Source organism: Rhodococcus sp. P4_F5 (assembly GCF_056401315.1).
Map to the genome: position 1 here is coordinate 1 of NZ_JBFUJP010000088.1, position 19,900 is coordinate 19,900.

Here is a 19,900-nt window from a genome sequence, read left to right on the forward strand (position 1 = left end):
GGGCCGCGGCGGGGGCGCTCACGCGTCCGCCGGCGGCGGGGTCGCGGCCAGGGCGAGGGCCTCGGCGGCCCGCCCCGACACCGCGGCGACGTACACCTGGTCGTCGGCCTGGATGACGGTCTTGCGGTCCGGCAACACGCCGGTGCCGAACCGGATCAGGAAGGCCACCCGCGAGGCTGTGAACTCCTCGAGCTCCGCGACCGAGTGCCCCACCCAGTCCTCGTGCAACGCGAGTTCGGCCACCTCCACGGTGCCGGTGGGATCGCGCCACTTGGTGGTGTCGGACTCCCGGGTGAGGTGGTGCAGGAACCGGTCGGTCGTCCACGGCACGGTCGCGACGGTCGGGATGCCCAGGCGTTCGTACACGGCGGCGCGCTTGGCGTCGTAGATCCGCGCGACGACCCGGCTGACGCCGAAGGTCTCCCGGGCCACCCGGGCGGAGATGATGTTCGAGTTGTCGCCGGAGGACACCGCCGCGAACGCCTCGGCCCGCTCGATGCCGGCCTTGATCAGCACGTCGCGGTCGAATCCCATGCCGACCACCCGCGTGCCGGTGAACTCGGGGTCGAGCCGGCGGAACGACTCGGGGTCCCGGTCGATGATCGCGACCTCGTGGCCGATCCGGCTCAGACCCGCCGCGAGGGCAGATCCGACTCGGCCGCACCCCATCACGACTACATACACCGCTGGCCTCCGCTCGTCGGTCTCCCGACGCTCTGGTTGGGGTCGCCGCGGTGGCGGCGACTGGTCGGTGGAACGCTACCGCCCCCGCCGCTGCGGTGCCGCGCGCCGTCGGTATTCGGCGTCGCCGGCCCGTGCCGTTGTCCGTATTGGACCGCGAGTTGGCGTGCGATGGCACTGGATCGGTTCCGACGGCTTACGCTTTGCCAGTGTCAAAGCTCTCGACCGCCACGAAGCGGCTGTTGGTGGGTAGACCGTTCCGAAGCGACAAGCTGGGGCACACCCTCTTGCCGAAGCGGATTGCGCTGCCCGTGTTCGCATCCGATGCGATGTCGTCGGTCGCCTACGCACCCGAGGAGATCTTCCTGGTGCTGTCGGTGGCCGGCATCTCGGCATATGCGTACACCCCGTGGATCGGCCTCGCCGTCTGCGTCGTGATGGCGGTGGTGGTGGCGAGTTACCGCCAGAACGTGCACGCCTACCCGTCCGGCGGCGGCGACTACGAGGTGGCGACGACCAACCTCGGTCCGAACGCCGGGCTGACCGTCGGCAGCGCCCTGATGGTCGACTACGTGCTCACCGTGGCGGTCTCGATCTCCTCGGCGGCGTCCAACATCGGTTCGGCGGTGCCGTTCGTCGCGACCCACAAGGTGCTGTTCGCGGTCGCCGCCATCGTGCTGCTCACCGCCATCAACCTGCGCGGCATCCGGGAGTCCGGCACCGCGTTTGCGCTCCCGACCTACGCCTTCATCGTGGGTATGTTCGTGATGCTCGGATGGGGGCTGTTCCGGATCTACGTGCTCGGTGACGACGTGCGCGCGGTCTCGTCCGGGTTCGTCCTGAACGCCGAGGACCAGCACCTGTACGGGATCGCGTTCGCGTTTCTGATTGCCCGCGCGTTCTCCTCGGGTTGTGCCGCGCTGACCGGCGTCGAGGCGATCAGCAACGGCGTTCCCGCATTCCAGAAGCCCAAGTCCCGCAACGCCGCGACCACGCTGCTGTTGCTGGGCACCTTTGCGATCGTGCTGCTGATGGGCATCATCATCCTGGCCCAGAAGATCGGGATCGTGTACGCCCACAACCCTGCGGAGCAGTTGGTCGGCGCGCCCGAGGGCTACCAGCAGAAGACGCTCATCGCGCAGCTGGCGGAGGCGGTGTTCGCCGGCTTCCCGATCGGCTTCTACTTCATCGCGATCGTCACCGCGCTGATCCTGGTGCTGGCCGCCAACACGGCCTTCAACGGCTTCCCGGTGCTCGGCTCCATCCTGGCCCAGGACCGCTACCTGCCCCGCCAGCTGCACACCCGCGGCGACCGGCTCGCGTTCAGCAACGGCATCCTGTTCCTCTCCGGCGCGGCGATCGCGTTCGTGGTGGTGTTCGGGGCCGAGGTCACCAAGCTGATCCAGCTCTACATCGTCGGCGTCTTCGTCTCGTTCGTGCTCAGCCAGACCGGCATGATCCGGCACTGGACCCGGCACCTGAAGTCCGAGACCGATCCGGCGCAGCGCCGGCGCATGCATCGTTCCCGGGTGATCAACTCGATCGGCCTGGCCATGACCGGCGCGGTGCTGATCATCGTGCTGATCACCAAGTTCGCCGCCGGCGCCTGGATCGCGATCGTCGCGATGATCGCGATCTTCCTGGTGATGAAGTCGATCCGGCGGCACTACGACAACGTCGCCGCCGAACTGGACGAGCAGGAGTGGGACGGCGTGCTGCCCAGTCGGACCCACTCGATCGTCCTGGTGTCCAAGCTGCACATGCCGACGATGCGCGCGCTGGCCTACGCCCGCGCCACCCGGCCGGACACCCTCGAGGCGGTGACGGTCAACGTCGACGAGCCGGACACCCGTGCCCTGGTGCGCGAGTGGGAGCGCAGCGACGTCACGGTGCCGCTCAAGGTGATCGAGTCCCCGTACCGGGAGATCACCAAGCCGATCCTCGACTACGTCCGGCGGGTCCGTCGGGACTCGCCGCGGGACGTGGTGACGGTATTCATCCCCGAGTACGTGGTCGGGCACTGGTGGGAGCAGATCCTGCACAACCAGAGCGCGCTGCGGCTCAAGAGCCGGCTGCTGTTCCAGCCCGGCGTGATGGTCACCAGCGTGCCCTGGCAGCTCAGTTCGTCGGAGAAGGCCCGTGAACGCGCCCGACGGGTCGAACCGTCGGCGGCACCGGGCGCGACGCGTCGGGGTTTCGACGCACCGGAAGGCAAGTAGGTAGATGAGCGAGAACTGGTTCGGGCTGGAATTCGATCTGCGCCTGGGCAATCCGGGGCACGGCGGGTTCTGCGTGGCCCGTCACGAGGGACGGGTGGTGTTCGTCCGACACGGGCTGCCGGGCGAACTGGTCCGGGCCCGGGTCACCGAGGACCGCGGCGGCTCGTTCTGCCGGGCCGACGCCGTCGAGGTGCTCGAGGCTTCCGCGGACCGGGTGGCGCCGCTGTGCCCGATCTCCGGGCGGGGCGGCGCGGGCTGCTGCGACTACTCGCACGCGACGCCGGCCGCCGGTCGGTCGATGAAGGCCGCGGTGGTCGCCGAGCAGCTACGCCGGTTGGCGGGCCTGGAGTGGGACGTCGAGGTCGAGGAGCTGCCCGGCACGGGCGACGGCACCGGCTGGCGCACCCGGGTCCGGCTGGCCGTCGACGGACAGGGGGCGGCCGGTTTCCACGGGTACCGCAGCAGCGCGGTTGTCACCGAACTGGCGTGCCCGCAGGCGGTGGCGGGGGCGTTCGCAGGGCTCGCGGAGCAGAGCTGGCGCCCCGGCGGCGAGCTGCAGGTCACCGTCGACGCGGACGGCACGCGGCACGTGGTGGAGATCGAGCCGGCCCGGATCTCGCAGACCGGCAGGCGTAGTCCCGGCCGCCGCGGCGCCATGGCCCGGCGGGCGGCCTCGGCGCGGCCCCGCCGCGAGCGGGTGGCCTTCGGCACCGGCCGCGCGGTGGAGCGGGTGGGGGAGAGGACCTGGGAGCTGTCCGCGACCGGGTTCTGGCAGGCGCACCGCGGCGCCGCCGCCGCCTACTCGGACGCGGTGGGGCAGTGGTCGGGTCTGACCCCCGGGGACACCGCCTGGGACCTCTACGGCGGGGTCGGTGTGTTCGCCGCGGAACTGGCGAGCCGGGTCGGCGAGCGGGGCCTGGTGATGTCGGTGGAGTCCGGCCGCGGCGCGGTCGAGGACGGCAGGCGCGCGCTCGGCGACCTGGGCCAGGTGCAGTTGCGGGCGGATCGGGTCGAAACCGTGGTCGGCGAGTTGCCCGGTCCGGTCCGGACGGTGGTGCTGGATCCGCCGCGGGCTGGTGCGGGCCGCGAGGTGGTCGAGGCGGTCGCCGCGGCGGGCGCGGAGCGGGTGGTACACATCGGCTGCGACCCGGCGGCGTTCGGCCGCGACGTGGGGTTGTACCTGGCGCAGGGCTACCGGCTCGAGCAGGTGCGGGCGTTCGACGCCTTCCCGCTCACCCATCATGTGGAGTGCCTGGCGCTGTTGACGAGGTAGGGCACCGGTGTGCGGGTACGGCGCCGGCCGGCCCGGGAGGCGCCGGCCGGCACCGTCTCCTCAGAGGGACGCCGTGGTCAGCCGCTGAACGGGGGCACGAACATGCACGGCACCTCGCGTGGGTGCGCCGGGTCCAGGGCATTGAGCGTCATGTAGGCCGCGCGCCTGGATCCCGCGATCGCCGCGTGCTCGGAGTAGTCCTGCGAGCACGTGTCCTGCACCACGATGTTTGTCACGTTGTAGCCGGGCGGGCCCGGGACCTGGCCCTGTTCGAGCCGGATGGCCTCGTCGTAGCGGGTGGAGATGTTGGTGTAGTTCACGCCCTCGACGTAGGGGGTGCCGCCGGCGTTGACCTTCTTGACCACCTCGGATTCGGCCGTCATCTCGCCACACGCCTGGCACACGGGTACCGAGGACTCCGGCACGCCCAGTCGCTTCGCGAGCGCGGGGAGTCCGTCCGCACCGAGCGTGGTGAGGCCGCGCCACGGGGGAGCGATGGAGACGTAGTTGGTGATGGTCCCCTCGCCGCCCAGTTGCTTGAGGTAGTAGGTCGGGATGATCGTGCCCTGCGAGTGGCCGACGACATCCACCGTCTGTGCACCGGTCGACGAGCGGATCCGGTCGACGAAGGTCTTGAACTGGACGGCGCTCTCATCGATCGGACCCATCCCGCCGATCGCCGAGATCGGCCACGGCGCACCGGGAATGGCGCCGTAGGTCAGGGCGAACACGCAGTAGCCGGCGTTCTTGAGCATCGGGACGTAGGCGCCCCAGTTGGTCTGCTGCGAACCTCCGGTGCCGTGCACCAGTACCACCGGCCGTGGATGCTCCGCCGACGGCTTGCACGAGAAGTCGTTCGATCCGGGCAGCGACCCGCCGGGGTTGGTCAGCTCGTCGGGGATGCCCGCGAAGAAGTTGTAGTTCTCGGGCAGTGGTTGGGCCTGAGCGCCACCTGCCCCGAACGGMAACACCAACGCGACCAGGGACAGCGCAAGGACGACAGCACGTGACGTACGTAACACAGAGCCTCCGAATGTTGTACGGGTCATCGAACCTAGCAACTGCTCGGTTCGTTGCCTAGTGCGGGGATTGCCGGTGTCCGACCGGCGACGACACCGGTTCGCCGCCCGTCCCGAGCGCGGTGGGGCCGTGTCTGGTCCGTCACAGCCAATTGTGTGGGTAATGCAACCAATATATAGTTGCTTACTGCAAGCATCATTAATGACTCTTTACCTTGAGGATTGAAATGTCGGTACACCCCGCCACCGCGGAGAACCTCGTCGAGGAGGTGTTCCTCTTCGGCCGGGTGCTGCGCAACGTCCTGCTCGCGGACGACGAGACCGGACTGCCCCCGGCGTTGCTGGGGGTCCTGCACTCGTTGGCCACCGGGGGACCGCGCCGGCAGGGCGACCTTGCCGCCGGCCTGTGCGTGAGCCAGTCGTCGCTGAGCAGGCAGATCGCCGACCTCTTCGACGCCGGCTTCGTCGAGCGCCGTCCCGATCCCGACGACGGCCGGGCCTGCCTGGTGCAGGCGTCGGAGTCGGGCCTGCGACTGCTCGAGGACAACCGGGCGGACCGCGCACGGCGGCTGACCGCACTGCTCGACTCGTGGAGCGAGGACGAGGCGGACACCGCGCTCGCGTCGCTGCGTCGGCTCAAGGAAACCTTCGTCAACCCGACGGCACGGCAGACCGTGGCCGCCACCGAAACCGATTTCCGGGGGGACACACGCCCATGACAGTCACAGACAACACCGCGGCGCAGTCGGCGTCGCCGGGCGCCGCGCCGCTGATGACTCACCGTCAGATCCTCGAGGTCCTCGCCGGCCTGCTCGCCGCGCTGTTCACCGCGTTGATCAGTTCGACCATCGTCTCGACGGCCCTGCCGACGATCATCGGCGACCTCAACGGCAGCCAGACCCAGTACGCCTGGGTCATCACCACCTCGCTGCTGGCGACCGCCGCCTCGACTCCGATCTGGGGCAAGCTCGCCGACCTGTACAACAAGAAGTTGCTGGTCCAGAGCGCGATCGTGATCTTCGTGGTCGGTTCCGTGATCGCGGGCCTGTCCCACAACGTGCCGGTCCTGCTCGGCGCCCGGGTGATCCAGGGCATCGGCATGGGCGGCCTGACCGCGCTCGTCGTCGCGATCATCGGCACCATCATCCCGCCGCGTGAGCGTGGCCGGTACTCCGGCTACATGGGCGCCGTCATGGCCGTCGCCATGGCCGGCGGACCGGTCGCGGGCGGCGTCATCGCCGACGGCCTCGGCTGGCGCTGGTGCTTCTTCGTGTGCGTCCCGCTCGCCGTGATCGCACTGTTCCTGCTGCACAAGACCCTGCACATCGAGACGGTGCGCAAGGACGGCGTGTCCATCGACTGGCTCGGCGCCACCCTGCTCACCGCCGGCGTCTCCGTGCTGCTGGTGTGGGTCTCCTTCGCCGGCAAGGCCGCGTACTACGACTGGATCTCCACCGAGTCGGCCCTGATGGTCGGCGCCGGCGTGGTGCTGCTCGTGCTGACGGTCCTCGTCGAGAGCCGCGCGAAGTCGCCGATCATCCCGCTGAAGATCGTCATGGAGCGCACCACCGCGCTGGCCATCATCTCCTCGGTCGCCGTCGGCGTCGGGCTCTTCGGCGCCACCACGTTCCTCGGTCAGTACTTTCAGACCGCCCGCGGGTACTCGCCCACCGAGGCCGGCCTGCTCACCATCCCGATGGTCCTCGGCATGCTCCTGGGCACCGTCGGCTCCGGCCAGCTGATCACCAAGTTCGGCAAGTGGAAGAGCTTCGTCGTGGCCGGCGCGGTGCTGCAGCTCGTCGGCTTCCTGATGCTGGGCACCGTCGACCACGAGACGCACATGTGGGTGATCGGGGCGATGATCGCGGTGCTGGGTCTGGGTACCGGCATGCTGATGCAGAACGTCGTGCTCGCGGTGCAGAACACCGTCAGCGTGCAGGACATCGGCGCGGCCAGCAGTGTGGTGGCGTTCTTCCGGACCTTCGGCGGCGCGATCGGCGTCTCGGTTCTCGGATCGGTCCTGGCCACCCGCGTCTCCGAACTGACCGCGACGGGCCTCGCGACGCTCGGCATCGACACCCACGGTCAGGGCGGCGGCAACCTGAACCTGGCGGTGCTCCMCGAGCCGGTGCAGGAGGTCGTCCGGATGTCCTACGGCGACGCCACCGGGCTGATCTTCCTGGTCTCGGCGGCGGTCTCGGTGATCACCGTGGTCGCGGTGGTCTTCCTCCCGAACAAGCCGCTGCGCACCACCATCGACCTCGAGCCGTCCGAGCTGGACGAGGAGTACGCGAAGGTCTAGATCCCCTCAGATCTGACGGAAGGCCCCGACGCCGGTGCGTCGGGGCCTTCCGTGTGTCGGAGAGGTCTGCGGCGTCAGGCCAGCGCCCAGCACACCCGGACCGAGGCGGCGACCGTGCTCTCGCCGCGCTCGACGGGCATCGAGGCGTCGGCGGCGGGGGCGGCCATCGCCCGCAGCATCGGCCGCGGCCCCGGCGCGTCGGGTGTCTCGGTCACCTCGAGCACCGCGCCGAGGGCGCGCCCGGACAGCCGCGCGTACTGCTCGGCCTTCGCGCGTGCGTCCGCGTAGGCGGCCTCGCGGGCCCGGGCGAGCAGGTCGGACTGGTCGGCGAAGCCCAGGTCGAGCCCGCCGAGCCGGACGTCGTCCCCGCCTGCGGCGACGCAGTCCGCGATCACCCGCCCCGGATCCGACAGGTCCCGGAGCGTGACCGACAGGGTGCTGCTCGCGAGGTAGCCGACCACCTTCTGGCCGTGGTTCTCCTGCCAGACGGTGTCGGCCTGCACGCCGAGGCCGGTGGTCGACAGGTCCGCGTCCGCGACGCCCGCGTCCCGCAGCGCCGCCGACACCGCACGGGCCGCGACCCCGGCCCGCGCGAAGGCGCCCGCCACGTCCGGCCGCCGCACCTCCACCGTGACGGTCACCCGCATCAGGTCCGGCGTGGCCGACGCGGATCCCTGACCGAGCACGGTCACCGACGGCGTCACCACGGTCACGACTTCCGGTTGTACAGCCGCATGGTGAGCGGTCCGAAGATCAGCATGAAGCCGGCGCACCAGCCGAACACCACCGCGATCTCGCCGATCTCGACGCTGCCCGCCATCAGGCCCCGGATGGCAGACACCAGGTGAGTGATCGGGTTGGCGTTGACGAAGGCCTGCAGCCAGCCCGGCATGGTCGCCGGGTCCACGAAGATGTTGCTGGCGAAGGTCAGCGGGAACAGGATCATCATCGACACGCCGATCACGGACTGCTCGCTGCGCATCACCATCGCGATCATCGTCCAGATCCAGGACATGCTGAACGAGAACAGCAGCAGCAGGAGCACGGCCGCGAGCACCCCGACCACGCCGCCCGCGGGCCGGAAGCCGAGGACCAGGCCGAGCAGCAGCACGATCGTCGACGCGATCGTGTACCGGACGACGTCCCCGAACAGCGCGCCGACCAGTGGGGCCGGACGCCAGATCGGCAGCGACCGGAACCGGTCGAAGACGCCCGCCGAGATGTCCTTGTTCAGGGTCAGTCCGGTGTACATGGTGATCATCACGACCGTCTGCACCAGGATCCCGGGCAGCAGGAACTGCAGGTAGTCGGCGGTGGAACCGGCCAGGGCGCCGCCGAACAGGTAGGTGAACATCAGCGTGAACATGATCGGGAACATGGTCACGTCGAACAGTTGCTCGGGCACGTGCTTGATCTTGAGCAGCGCCCGCCAGCCGAAGGACAGCGATGCCGACAACGCGCTGGGCCGGGCCGGTCGTGGACCGGTCAGCTGCAGGACGTCGCCCACCGCGGCCGCCGTGGGGCTCGCAACCGTCGTCGAGGTCATGATGCGGTCTCCTTCAGTGCGGTGGGGTCGTTCTCGGATGCGGAGCCGGACTCGGACTCGGACTCCGCGGGGTGGCCGGTCAGTGCCAGGAACACCTCGTCCAGGCTGGGCTGGCCGAGGGCGAACGTCGCGACCGCGATCCCGGCGTCGTCCAGCGCGGGCAGGGCCAGCGACACCCGCTTCGGGTCGCTGATCCGGGCGGTCAGCGCCGCCGGGTCGGACTCCGAGGTCACGTCGACCCCTAGTACGTCGGTCAGCAGCACCGCCGCGGCCGCCCGCCGGGACGGGTCCATGACCCGGACGTGCAACGCCCCGGATCCCACCGAGGCCTTGAGCTCGCCGGTGGTGCCCTCGGCGATCACCTTGCCGTGGTCGATCACCGCGATGCGGTCGGCGAGCTGGTCGGCCTCGTCGAGGTACTGGGTGGTCAGCAGGACGGTCGTGCCGCCGGCGACGAGCGCCCGGACGATCTCCCAGACCTGGTTGCGGCTGCGCGGGTCGAGCCCGGTGGTCGGTTCGTCGAGGAAGATCAGCTCGGGCGTGACGATGATGCTGGCGGCGATGTCGAGGCGCCGGCGCATACCGCCGGAGAAGGTCTTGACCTGGCGCGAGCCGGCCTCGCTCAGGTCGAACGCGGCGAGCAGCTGTTCGGAACGCGCCCGGGCCGCGGCCCGGGAGAAGCCGAACAGCCGGGCCAGCAGGAGCAGGTTCTCGGTGCCGGTCAGGTCCTCGTCGAGGGAGGCGAACTGGCCGGTGAGCGAGACCTTGCTGCGGACGGCGTCGGCCTCGCGGGCCACGTCGTGCCCGAGGACCCGGGCGGTGCCGCCGTCGATCTCCAGCAGGGTGGCGAGCATCCGGATGGTGGTGGTCTTGCCGGCCCCGTTGGGTCCGAGGACGCCGTACACGCCCCCGGTGGGTACCGCGAGGTCCACCCCGGCGACCGCGACGTTCGTCCCGAACCGCTTCACCAGGCCCTCGGTGTGGATGGCCAGTTCTCTCTGCGAGTGCATGGCGTTCACCTTGTCCGATCGGAGGAATGAACGGAAATGAATATTAGAGATTGTTCACATCGCGGGACCGCGCAGCGCGACGGACCGGACGGCGGCGTCGAGCTGCGCGTACGCGCCCGCCGCGAGACGCTCGAGCAGTGCCGACTTGAGTTGCGGCGCTTGCGCGGTCAGCGCCGCGAACGCCTCCGGTGTCAGCAGGGCCAGCGTCACCGCGGTGTCGGCCCGCATGTCGCCCAGGGCGGTGCCGCCGATCAGGGTCGTCATCTCGCCGAACGTCATGCCCGGCGAGAGCGAGGTGATCCGGTGGGTGCGGCCGTCCCCGCCGGGCAGCAGGTGGCTGACCTGGCCGGAGAGGATTAGGAAGATGCCGGCCGCCGGGTCGCCGCGATGCACGATCGTCTCGCCCCGGGCGACGGTCCGGCGCTCGAGGTCGCCGCTCACCCGGGCGAACTGGTCGTCGGTCAGCGCGGTCAGCAGCGGGTGCGCGGCCAGCGCGATGGACGCCGGGATCCGCTCGCCGGTGCAGTGCCGGTCGAGCAGGACGCCCTCGCACCACTCCAGCGCGACGTCGAGGTCCACGAACACCCGCCCCGCCGCGGCGCCGGACCCGAGCCGCGAGGCGGTGCGCCCGAGCCGCCCGTCCGGGTCGACGACCGCCGCCTGGCACCCGCGTTCGGCGAGTTCCGCGTGCTGGGTGTCGAGCATCCGGCGGGCCACCGCGCTCACGTCGTCGACCCGGCGCAGGTCCACCACCAGTGCCTCGAGGTCGGTGCCGCGCTCGGCGATCGCGCGGACCGCGGTCTCCGCGCCCGAGAACAGCAGGTCGCCGTGCAGTTCGTAGATCCGGGCCCGGTTCCCGTAGGTGGCCAGCGTGGACAGCTCGGCCCCGCTGCGCCGCTGCCGCGAGGGCACCTCGGAGACGGAGTAGCTGGTCCGGATGGCGGACCGGCCCGCCCGGGTGACGTGCATGAAGTGCAGTTCGAGGGTGCGCGAGAGCTCCCGGCAGGCCTGGACGCCGCGGACGCTGTTGCCGTGCGAGTCGAGCCGGGGGGAGTGCACCGCGATCCCGATCTGACCTGGCAGCACCGCCAGTACGCCGCCGCCGACCCCGCTCTTCGCGGGCAGGCCGACCTGCGTGATCCAGTCCCCGGCGGCGTCGTACATGCCGCAGGACGTCATGACGCTGAGCACCCGCTCCACCAGGTCCGGGGCCAGGGCCCGCTCACGGGTCAGCGGATTGACGCCGTTGTTCGCGAGCGTGGCCGCCATCAGGGCGAGGTCGCGGCAGGTGACGTTGATCGAGCACTGCCGGAAGTAGAGGTCCACGGCCTCGTCCGGGTCGCCGGAGACGATGTCGAAGGACCGCAGCATGTGCCCGATCGCCCGGTTGCGGTGCCCGGTCCGGGACTCGGAGGCGTACACGTCCTGGTTGAGTTCGAGGTCCCGGCCCGCGTAGAGGGAGTAGCAGCGCCGCAACCGTTCGAATCGCTCCGCCGGGTCCGCGCCCTGGATCAGCGACGCGGAGGTGATGGCGCCCGCGTTGATCATCGGGTTGCGGGGACGTTCGGTCACCGGGTCCAGGCTGATCTCGTTGAACGGCTCGCCCGACGGCTCGACGTCGATCTTCCGGGCGACGACGTCGACGCCGTGGTCGGCGAGCGCGAGACCGTAGGTGAGGGGCTTGGAGATCGACTGGATGGTGAACTCGGTGTCCGCGTTGCCCGCGCGGTAGACGTAGCCGTCGCTGGTGGCCACGCACAGCGAGAACTCGTCCGGTTCGACCGCGGCGAGTTCGGGGATGTAGTCGGCGAGTTCACCCGCCCGGTTCTCCCGGCACAGCGTGTACACCTCGTGGATGATCCGGTCGACGACGTTGCCCGGCGAGGTGTCCTCGATGCGTCCCATGGCGATCAGCCTAGGGGTTTCGGCCTGTGAACTGACTCACGATTGCGGGCATAATGGGCTGGCAGCGTTGTTGTCCGGCGTGGTTGTCGGCACGCCTGGCGGTGGTGTGGGTATGAGGCTCCGTAGACTGGGCCGGTCCACCGACACGCGGTCGGCGGTGTTCCTCGGAGGGAGCGATCTCGTTGGGTGTCCTATCGCGAGTCCAGACGCCCGGCGATCTACGGGGGCTGAGCCTCGCCGAGATGCGTGAGCTAGCCGCTGAGGCGCGGGACTTCCTGGTCCACAAGGTCTCCGCCACGGGCGGTCATCTCGGTCCGAACCTCGGTGTCGTCGAGCTGACCCTCGCCGTGCACCGGATCTTCGACTCGCCGCGGGACGCGATCCTCTTCGACACCGGACACCAGGCCTACGTGCACAAGATGGTCACCGGCCGGATGGACCAGTTCGACACCCTGCGCAAGAAGGGCGGCCTGTCGGGCTACCCGTGTCGCGCCGAGAGCGAGCACGACTGGGTGGAGTCCTCGCACGCGTCGGCGGCGCTGTCGTACGCGGACGGCCTGGCGAAGGCGTTCGAGCTGACCGGTCAGGACCGGCATGTCGTCGCGATCGTCGGCGACGGCGCGCTCACCGGCGGCATGTGCTGGGAGGCGCTCAACAACATCGCCGCCGGCAAGGACCGGTCGGTGGTCATCGTCGTCAACGACAACGGCCGCTCCTACGCCCCGACCATCGGCGGGCTCGCCGACCATCTCGCGGCGCTGCGGCTGCAGCCCGGCTACGAGAAGGTCCTCGACAACAGCCGCCGGATGGTCAAGAAGATGCCGTGGGTCGGCCGGGCGGCCTACCAGCTGCTGCACGGCATGAAGGCCGGCATCAAGGACATGGTGAGCCCGCAGGTGATGTTCACCGACCTGGGCGTCAAGTACCTCGGTCCGGTGGACGGCCACGACCAGGCGGCGCTCGAGTCGGCGCTGCGGCGGGCCAAGGACTTCGGCGGTCCGGTGATCGTGCACGCCGTGACCCGCAAGGGCATGGGCTACGCGCCCGCCGAGAACCACAAGGCCGACCAGATGCACGCGACCGGCGTGATCGACCCGCGCACCGGGCGTGCGACCACGGTGTCCGCGCCGGACTGGACGTCGGTGTTCTCCAGCGAGCTGATCGCGCAGGCCGAGCAGCGCGAGGACATCGTCGCGATCACCGCGGCCATGCCCGGTCCCACCGGCCTCGCCGCGTTCGGGGAGCGGTTCCCGGACCGGATGTTCGACGTCGGCATCGCCGAGCAGCACGCGATGACGTCCGCGGCGGGCCTGGCGCTGGGCGGCCTGCACCCGGTGGTCGCCGTCTACTCGACCTTCCTCAACCGTGCCTTCGACCAGGTGCTGATGGACGTCGCGCTGCTCGACCAGCCGGTGACCCTGGTCCTGGACCGGGCCGGCGTCACCGGCCCGGACGGTGCCAGCCACAACGGCATGTGGGACTTCTCGCTGCTGGGGATCGTGCCCGGGATGCGCGTCGCCGCACCGCGGGACGCGGCCACCCTGCGCGAGGAGCTCGGTGAGGCGCTCGCCGTCGACGACGGGCCCACCGCGCTGCGCTTCCCGAAGGGCGCTGTCGCCGAAGACATCCCGGCCGTGGAGCGGCTCGTCGACGGCGTCGACGTGCTGGCCCGGCCGGAGGGCGAGGGCGGTGACGTGCTGATCGTGGCGGTCGGTCCCTTCGCCACGGTGGCGCTCGAGACCGCGACGCGGCTCGGGCAGCAGGGCATCACCGCGACCGTCGTGGACCCGCGCTGGGTGCTGCCGGTGCCGGCGTCCGTGATCGAGTTGGGGGCGAAGTTCCGGCTGGTCGTCACGCTCGAGGACAGCGGCGTGCAGGGCGGGATCGGCGCGTCGGTGTCGGCGGCGTTGCGGGCGGCCGGCGTGGACACCCCGGCCCGCGATGCCGGCATCCCGCAGCGCTTCCTCGACCATGCCTCCCGCGACCAGATCCTGGTCGAGGTCGGGCTGACCGCTCAGGACCTCGCCCGTCAGATCACCGGCTGGGTGGCGGGGATGCACACCGACGAGCAGCAGGCCGCGTCTGGGCTGGGTACCGGCACGCCTGGCATCGGCTAGGGCCGGTCGGTCGGCAAGCTGCGGATCGGACCCGGAACCCGCGTCCGATCTGGCCTACCCCGTCTCAAATCCCGGGATTCGACCTGTGCTGAACGCTTGTCCAGGTATTCTCCGGTCGGCGAGGACAGTTCAACTGGGAGCAGCCGATGCGCGAGGGTTTGTCACGTAGGACGTTCATTACCGGAGCCGGGGTCGGCGCTGCCGCGGTCGGACTGGGCGGCCGGGCGGCCGCAGGCGAGCGGATCCACCGACGCGAGCGCACGCTGCCGGACGTCGACTCGATCACCGTGACCGACCCCGCGCTGCTCAGCGCAGTCGAGGCGGCCAGCCTGCTGCAGGCACGTAAGTTGCATCCGCGGGAGTTGCTGGAGGCGTGTCTCTCCCGTAGCGCCGGACACGACGGCGACATCGGGTCGTGGGTGCGCATCTATCCCGAGGTCGCGCGCGAACAGGCCGAGCGCGCCGGGACCAGGCTCTCCGCGGACGGGGTGCGTCGTGACGGCGCCGCACCGCTGGTGTGCGGTCTGCCCATCGCGCTCAAGGACCTGTTCGCGGTCGAGGGCCTGCCGCTGACCGCGTCGAGTCGCGTCCTGGAGGGCAACATCGCCGCGGGTGACTCGACGGTGTGGCGTCGTCTCGGTGAGTCGGGCATGGTCCTGTTGGGTCACGCGCACACCCACGAGTTTGCCCTCGGCGCCGGCACTCCGCAGACTGGGAATCCCTGGGACACGGCGGCGTCGGTCGGCGGGTCCTCGGGTGGTAGCGCAGCGGCGCTCGCGGCGAGATTCACTCCGCTGGCCGTAGGAACCGACACCGGTGGCTCCATCCGGTTCCCTGCGTCCGTCTGCGGTGTCACCTCGATCAAGCCGACGTTCGGTCGATGCAGCACCTACGGGGTGATCCCGTTGGCATGGAACCGTGACCACGTAGGCGCAATGGGGCGCAGCGTTGCCGACGCCGCACTGTTGCTCTCCCACATGGCGGGCCCGGACGCCAACGACGTCGTCACCAAGCTGGGGCCGGACGTCGGTGCCGACGGCTACCCACTCGTTGCCCGCGGCGGACGGAAACCCTTGGCGAGAAAGCGATTCGGCCTTCCCGCAACCGTGAGCGACGATCTGCCGGAGGCAACCGCCGCCCTGTTCGACGACTTCCTGGGGCTGGTGCGCGAACTCGGCGGCGAGATCGTCGATGTCACGATGCCCCCGCTGCCGAAGGGGCTGCTGCTCGGAGACCAGTTCGAGGCAGGGGCCTACCACCAGCAGTTCACGGACCGGCTCGGGTCCTACGACGCGGTGAACGCGGCGCAGGTCACCGCTGCCGTCGCGTCCCTCTCCGGGCCGGTCGCCGACCAGTTGAAGCTCAACCGCGAGCGTGCCGCCTATCAGCGTGCCTACAACCGCCTGTTCGCCGAGGCGCGACTGGACGCGGTGCTGGTACCGGGCACCATCCACGACGGGATGCGGCGGGGCGGCGGCCCAGGACAGTACGTCAACGGCGCGGCGCAGTGGGCGAACCTCAGCGGCGCACCCGTCGTCTGTACGCCGGCTGGTCGGTCCGCGGCCACCGGCATCCCCTTCGGGGTCCAGGTGGGCGGGCGCCCGTGGGACGAGGCGGGACTGGTCTCCCTTGTGCTCGAACTGCAGGAGGCGCGGCCGTACTGGCGTGACGCGCCGGATCTCCCGGCGTCGCCGCGGGCGATCCCCGAAGCCGTTCGCACGACACCGGGTCCCGGTCCGGACCCGACCAACACCAACGCCGCGCCGCCGGCCCTGCGGTTCACGGCGTCGACCGCGACCAACCCCGTGTGAGTCGGTCCGGCGTCAGCCCGCCTGTTCGAGGGTGCGACCGCGGGTCTCGGTGACGAACCGGGACACCACGAACAGCGACACGATGGCCATCACGGCGTAGACGCCGTAGGTGAGCGAGAGGTTCCAGTCGGCCAGTGCCGGGAAGGTCGACGAGACCAGGAAGTTCGCCACCCAGTTGGCGGCGGTGGCGATGCCGACCGCCGCCGCGCGCACCCGGTTGGGGAACATCTCGCTGATCAGCACCCACACCACCGGGCCCCACGAGAACGCGAAGAAGAAGACGAACGCATTGGCCGCGATCAGTGCGACGGTCGCGTTGGTGCCCTCGAGGGTCGCGACGGACTCGCCGATGTCGTTGGTGGTCACCACCGCCGAGTGGAAGCAGACGGCGGCGGTCCCGAGCGAGAGTGCCATGCCGACGGAACCGATGAGCAGCAGCGGTTTACGGCCGATCCGGTCGATCACCGCGATCGCGACGAAGGTGCCGACGATGTTGACCATCGCGCTGACCACGCTGATGAACAGCGACCGGTCCTCGCCGAACCCGACGGCCTGCCACAGCGTGCTCGAGTAGTAGAAGATCACGTTGATGCCGACGAACTGCTGCAGCGCGGCGAGGGCCATGCCGATCCAGACCAGCGGTGCGACACCGAGCTTGCGGGAGAACAGTTCTCGCACCGTGGTCTTGGTCCGGTGCTCGCTGAGTGAGTTCCGGATCTCGTCCATCCGATGGGTCACCGCGTCGTGGTCGCCGCCCTCGAGCTCGGAGATGATGGCGCGGGCGTCGTCGTCGTGGCCCCGTGCGACCAGGTACCGGGGCGACTCCGGGATGGTGAACGTCATGATCAGGTAGAGCGCGGCCGGCACTGCCTCGAGCGCCAGCATCCACTGCCAGGCCTCGACGCCCGCGAGCATGCCCCGAGCGCCGCCAGCCGTCGACGAGAGGGCGTAGTTGACCAGCTGGGAGATGGCGATGCCCAGCACGATGGCGAGCTGGTACATCGACCCGAGGCGGCCGCGGATGGCGGCGGGGGAGATCTCCGCGATGTAGGCGGGGGCGATCACCGACGCGAAGCCGACCGCGACGCCGCCGAGGACCCGCCAGGCGGTGAGGTCGTAGACGGTGAACGGGAACGCGGACCCGATCGCCCCGACGATGAACATGACCGAGGCGAGCTGCATCACCCGGATGCGGCCGAGCCGGTCCGCCAGGGTGCCCGCGATCCAGGCGCCGAGCGCGGCGCCGAGCAGGGTCAGCGACACGGTCAGGCCCGTGCCGCCCGCGCCGATGTCGTACTTGTCCCGGATGGCGCCCACCGCGCCGTTGATGACCGCGGTGTCGTAGCCGAAGAGGAAGCCGCCGAGCGCGGCGGCGGCGGAGAACATCACCGCGTGCGCGACGTCGGCCTTCGCCGCGCTCGATCCCGGTCCACCGAAGACTGTGTCGCTGGGTGACATCATCGGCCCCTTGGGCCCCGCGGTCGACGCCCCATTGCGTCGTACAACACCCGGGGACTGGATCGAACGCTACTGCGCTCTCGGTCCCGGTGCCCACATTTCAGTGCCCACTCCTCGTGGGCGCCGCGACGCTCAGCCGGCCCGGCGGGCGGCCTCGGCGAGCTGCGGGACGATCTTGTCCAGCACCCACGGGACGCTCAGGACACTCACGCTGCTCAGGCCGGAGATGACCTGTTCGTCACTCAGCACCACTGCCGAGCCCCGGCCGAAGGCCGAGAGCTGTGCGAGCGCGGGATCGGGTGCCGTACCGCCGGCCACGCCTACGAATCCGACGACCACGTCCGCGTCGATGTCGCGGAGGTTCTCGAGCGAGATCGACTTGAAGAAGTTGCCTGCCGGGTTGTCCTTGGCCAGCGCCTCGACTCCCGGTGCGTTGACGAAGCCCAGTTCGGTCAGCACCTGCACGCGGGGATCGGTGGGGAGGTACACGTTGGCCTCGCCCGCGGCGGTGTCGAGGTTGACCACGGCCAGGGTCTTGCCCGCGAACTCGGGGTGCGCCGCGGCGGTCTCCGACAGTGTCGCGTCGAGCCCGTCGATCAGGCCGCGGGCCTCCGCGGGCTTGCCGACCGCCCGGCCGACGAGGGTGGTCTGGTCCTGCCAGGTGGTCTGCCAGGCGCCGCCGGGGTAGGCGACGGTCGGTGCGAGTGCGCTGAGCTTGTCGTAGTAGGCCTCGTCGAAGCCCTCGTACGGGGCGAGGATCGCGTCGGGTGCGAGGGTGGCGATCGCCTCGATCGACGGTTCGCCTGCCGCCGGGTCCTCGTACAGCGTGGTCTCGGTGGGGTCGAAGTACTTCTCCGTCCACGGCATGATGCCGGCCGGGGTGGCGCCGTAGCTGTACCTCGGCTGGCCGACGGGCGAGAGTCCGAGCGCGTAGAGCACGTCCTGCGCATTCCAACCCATGGTGACGAGCCGCTGCGGGGCGCTGTCGATGGTGGTGGTGCCGAAGGTGTTGTCGATGCTCACGGGGAAGGAGCCGTCGGCGCCGGAGGCGGCACTGTCGGAGTTGCCGGTGTCGGCCGAGCAGCCGACCAGTGTGGTGAGGGCGAGGGCGGCGATACCGAGACGCAGAGGGAGCTTCACAAAGGGCAGCCTAACCTACTGCTGGCGGTGTGAGAAAACAGATCCGCGCCCCGGGCACAGGGCCGGGGGCGCGGATCCGTGGCGAACGCCGCTCGAAGTGTCAGCCGATGTTGGCGGACAGGTCGGGAATCATGCGGTTGACCTGGTCCTCCCAGTTCTTCCAGTTGTGCACGCCCGTGGCGGGGTAGTCGTAGTGGGCGTTGCCCCCTCCGATGGTGGCCATCCGGACCTCGAAGGCGCGGGTGTTGGCCAGCGCCAAGGCCTCCAACGGCATGCCCTGCACGATCTCCATCGCATTGGAGATGTCGCCCGGTCCGGGGACGGCGCTGCCCGAGGAGATCCACAGCCGGGTCTTGTTGGCCTTCAGCTTCGGCGCGAACACGAACGGGTCCATCCGCAGCCACTGCGGCCCCCACGGCGGCGCCATCGCGTCGATGTTGAAGCCGCCGGCGGAGATCATCGCGACCCGCAGGGCCTCACGCATGCCTGGTGCGGAGTTGTTGAGGAAGCCGGAGTACGAGCCGGCGAAGCTGAACTGCTGCGGGTAGTAGGCGGCCAGGGTCAGTGCGGCGCTGCCGCCCATCGACAGGCCGAACACGCCGTTGCGACTGCGGCTGAAGCCGAGCTCCGAGTGCAGCGCGTCCGGTAGCTGGCGGGTGAGGAACGTCTCCCACTTGTAGGTGTTCCGCTTTCCCGCCACCTCCTCCGAGGCGTCGGACGAGCCCAGCGCCGACGATCCGGCGGAACCCGAGGAAGCGGAACCCGACGATGCGGAGCCTTCGCCGCCGAAGTTGCTCGGCGCGTTCCAGTCCGCGTAGAAACTCGACTGGCCGCCGACCGGCATCACGACGTTGATGTTCGCGGCGGTCAGCCCTCTCGCGACATTGGTGTCGATCTCCCAGCCGTTCAGGTCGTCACGCGCCCGCATGCCGTCGAGCGCGTACACCACACGGTTGGTGTTGCCGTCCGCGGCGCGGAAGATCCGCGACTTGATCCCACCCATGTCGGAGTCGACCCAGAAGTCGAACCCGAAGTTCTTGTCGTAGGCGGCCGACGCGGTGCCCACGGGACCTGCTACCGACGCCCCGAGCGGCAGCAGGATCGCCATGGACACCAGCATCGACCGCTTGAGCAACGCGGTGGCTCTCCCGGCTCTCAGACGTCTGACTCGCATTCTGTCAGGCCTTTCGTAGTTGCGGCCAGGGACGGCCGCGGTACACGGACCCGTGCACCATATCGCGGCATCGGCGGCAGAAGCCGCGAAAGACGTAGTGGGGGAGGCAGATGTCCCGGATCGCCCCGTTCGACCGGATCGCGGGGAACCGGCGGTATTCGCAGGTCGCGGGCGTTCGGGCGCCGCGAGATGCGTGGGCGACGGTCGGATGTCACGAAATGGGCGCGGCGTGGGAAACCCCGCGC

Annotated in this window: 15 protein-coding genes; 6 read left to right on the top strand and 9 right to left on the bottom strand. The window is 70.1% G+C overall.

Annotated elements, in window-relative coordinates; genetic code table 11:
* Nucleotides 1–18: 18 nt before the first annotated feature.
* Complete coding sequence (locus AC1DU4_RS23565) at nt 19–684, bottom strand: potassium channel family protein (protein ID WP_477844000.1); 666 nt, start codon at nt 682–684, stop codon at nt 19–21.
* 206 nt (nt 685–890) lie between these two features.
* Here AC1DU4_RS23565 and AC1DU4_RS23570 point away from each other — a divergent pair, with 206 nt between their 5' ends.
* Complete coding sequence (locus tag AC1DU4_RS23570; RefSeq protein WP_477844002.1) at nt 891–2,900, top strand: APC family permease; 2,010 nt, start codon at nt 891–893, stop codon at nt 2,898–2,900.
* 4 nt (nt 2,901–2,904) lie between these two features.
* Nucleotides 2,905–4,173, top strand: coding sequence for a class I SAM-dependent RNA methyltransferase (locus AC1DU4_RS23575; RefSeq protein WP_477844004.1), 1,269 nt, complete (start codon nt 2,905–2,907; stop codon nt 4,171–4,173).
* Nucleotides 4,174–4,250: 77 nt separating this feature from the next.
* Here the strand turns inward: AC1DU4_RS23575 and AC1DU4_RS23580 are convergent, their stop codons facing one another.
* On the bottom strand, nt 4,251–5,222 hold the full coding sequence (locus tag AC1DU4_RS23580) for an esterase/lipase family protein (RefSeq protein WP_477844006.1): 972 nt from the start codon (nt 5,220–5,222) through the stop codon (nt 4,251–4,253).
* A gap of 197 nt (nt 5,223–5,419) precedes the next feature.
* Between AC1DU4_RS23580 and AC1DU4_RS23585 the strand changes: the two genes are divergently transcribed.
* Nucleotides 5,420–5,911, top strand: a complete 492-nt coding sequence (locus AC1DU4_RS23585; protein ID WP_477844008.1) for a MarR family winged helix-turn-helix transcriptional regulator — start codon at nt 5,420–5,422, stop codon at nt 5,909–5,911.
* Entirely contained in the window at nt 5,908–7,494 is a 1,587-nt protein-coding gene (locus tag AC1DU4_RS23590) for an MDR family MFS transporter (RefSeq protein WP_477844010.1), read from the top strand. Before AC1DU4_RS23585 ends, AC1DU4_RS23590 begins: the two co-directional genes overlap by 4 nt.
* A gap of 74 nt (nt 7,495–7,568) precedes the next feature.
* Here AC1DU4_RS23590 and AC1DU4_RS23595 read toward each other — a convergent pair whose 3' ends face one another.
* Genes AC1DU4_RS23595 through glsA form a run of 4 tightly spaced genes read right to left on the bottom strand, consistent with a single transcriptional unit; the run spans nt 7,569 to nt 11,955 of the window.
* The gene (locus AC1DU4_RS23595; protein ID WP_477844012.1) at nt 7,569–8,207 is read right to left on the bottom strand and encodes an SIMPL domain-containing protein; all 639 of its coding nucleotides are present in this window, start codon (nt 8,205–8,207) and stop codon (nt 7,569–7,571) included.
* Nucleotides 8,204–9,040: an ABC transporter permease gene (locus AC1DU4_RS23600; RefSeq protein WP_477844014.1), complete on the bottom strand. Its 837-nt coding sequence runs from the start codon at nt 9,038–9,040 to the stop codon at nt 8,204–8,206. The genes AC1DU4_RS23595 and AC1DU4_RS23600 overlap by 4 nt, the downstream gene beginning before the upstream one ends.
* Nucleotides 9,037–10,050, bottom strand: coding sequence for an ATP-binding cassette domain-containing protein (locus AC1DU4_RS23605; protein ID WP_477844016.1), 1,014 nt, complete (start codon nt 10,048–10,050; stop codon nt 9,037–9,039). Before AC1DU4_RS23605 ends, AC1DU4_RS23600 begins: the two co-directional genes overlap by 4 nt.
* Nucleotides 10,051–10,104: 54 nt before the next feature.
* On the bottom strand, nt 10,105–11,955 hold the full coding sequence (glsA, locus tag AC1DU4_RS23610) for a glutaminase A (RefSeq protein ID WP_477844018.1): 1,851 nt from the start codon (nt 11,953–11,955) through the stop codon (nt 10,105–10,107).
* Between the two features lie 182 nt (nt 11,956–12,137).
* On the opposite strand from glsA, the gene dxs reads away from it, so the two are divergent.
* A complete protein-coding gene (gene dxs / locus AC1DU4_RS23615; protein ID WP_477844020.1) occupies nt 12,138–14,072 on the top strand; it encodes a 1-deoxy-D-xylulose-5-phosphate synthase in 1,935 nt (644 codons plus the stop codon).
* Between the two features lie 146 nt (nt 14,073–14,218).
* Complete coding sequence (locus AC1DU4_RS23620; protein WP_477844022.1) at nt 14,219–15,883, top strand: amidase; 1,665 nt, start codon at nt 14,219–14,221, stop codon at nt 15,881–15,883.
* A 12-nt stretch (nt 15,884–15,895) separates the two neighbouring features.
* Here the strand turns inward: AC1DU4_RS23620 and AC1DU4_RS23625 are convergent, their stop codons facing one another.
* From AC1DU4_RS23625 to AC1DU4_RS23635, 3 genes are all read right to left on the bottom strand, one after another.
* A complete protein-coding gene (locus tag AC1DU4_RS23625; RefSeq protein ID WP_477844024.1) occupies nt 15,896–17,341 on the bottom strand; it encodes a sugar porter family MFS transporter in 1,446 nt (481 codons plus the stop codon).
* A 132-nt stretch (nt 17,342–17,473) separates the two neighbouring features.
* Complete coding sequence (locus tag AC1DU4_RS23630) at nt 17,474–18,481, bottom strand: iron-siderophore ABC transporter substrate-binding protein (protein WP_477844026.1); 1,008 nt, start codon at nt 18,479–18,481, stop codon at nt 17,474–17,476.
* A 100-nt stretch (nt 18,482–18,581) separates the two neighbouring features.
* Entirely contained in the window at nt 18,582–19,655 is a 1,074-nt protein-coding gene (locus AC1DU4_RS23635) for an alpha/beta hydrolase (protein ID WP_477844029.1), read from the bottom strand.
* Nucleotides 19,656–19,900 lie beyond the last annotated feature (245 nt).

Coding starts and splice junctions, on each gene's coding strand:
- AC1DU4_RS23575 (WP_477844004.1), top strand. CDS start 2,905: ATGAGCGAGAACTGGTTCGGGCTGGAATTCGATCTGCGCCTGGGCAAT.
- AC1DU4_RS23585 (WP_477844008.1), top strand. CDS start 5,420: ATGTCGGTACACCCCGCCACCGCGGAGAACCTCGTCGAGGAGGTGTTC.
- AC1DU4_RS23600 (WP_477844014.1), bottom strand. CDS start 9,040: ATGACCTCGACGACGGTTGCGAGCCCCACGGCGGCCGCGGTGGGCGAC.
- AC1DU4_RS23605 (WP_477844016.1), bottom strand. CDS start 10,050: ATGCACTCGCAGAGAGAACTGGCCATCCACACCGAGGGCCTGGTGAAG.
- glsA (WP_477844018.1), bottom strand. CDS start 11,955: ATGGGACGCATCGAGGACACCTCGCCGGGCAACGTCGTCGACCGGATC.
- AC1DU4_RS23620 (WP_477844022.1), top strand. CDS start 14,219: ATGCGCGAGGGTTTGTCACGTAGGACGTTCATTACCGGAGCCGGGGTC.
- AC1DU4_RS23625 (WP_477844024.1), bottom strand. CDS start 17,341: ATGTCACCCAGCGACACAGTCTTCGGTGGACCGGGATCGAGCGCGGCG.
- AC1DU4_RS23635 (WP_477844029.1), bottom strand. CDS start 19,655: ATGCGAGTCAGACGTCTGAGAGCCGGGAGAGCCACCGCGTTGCTCAAG.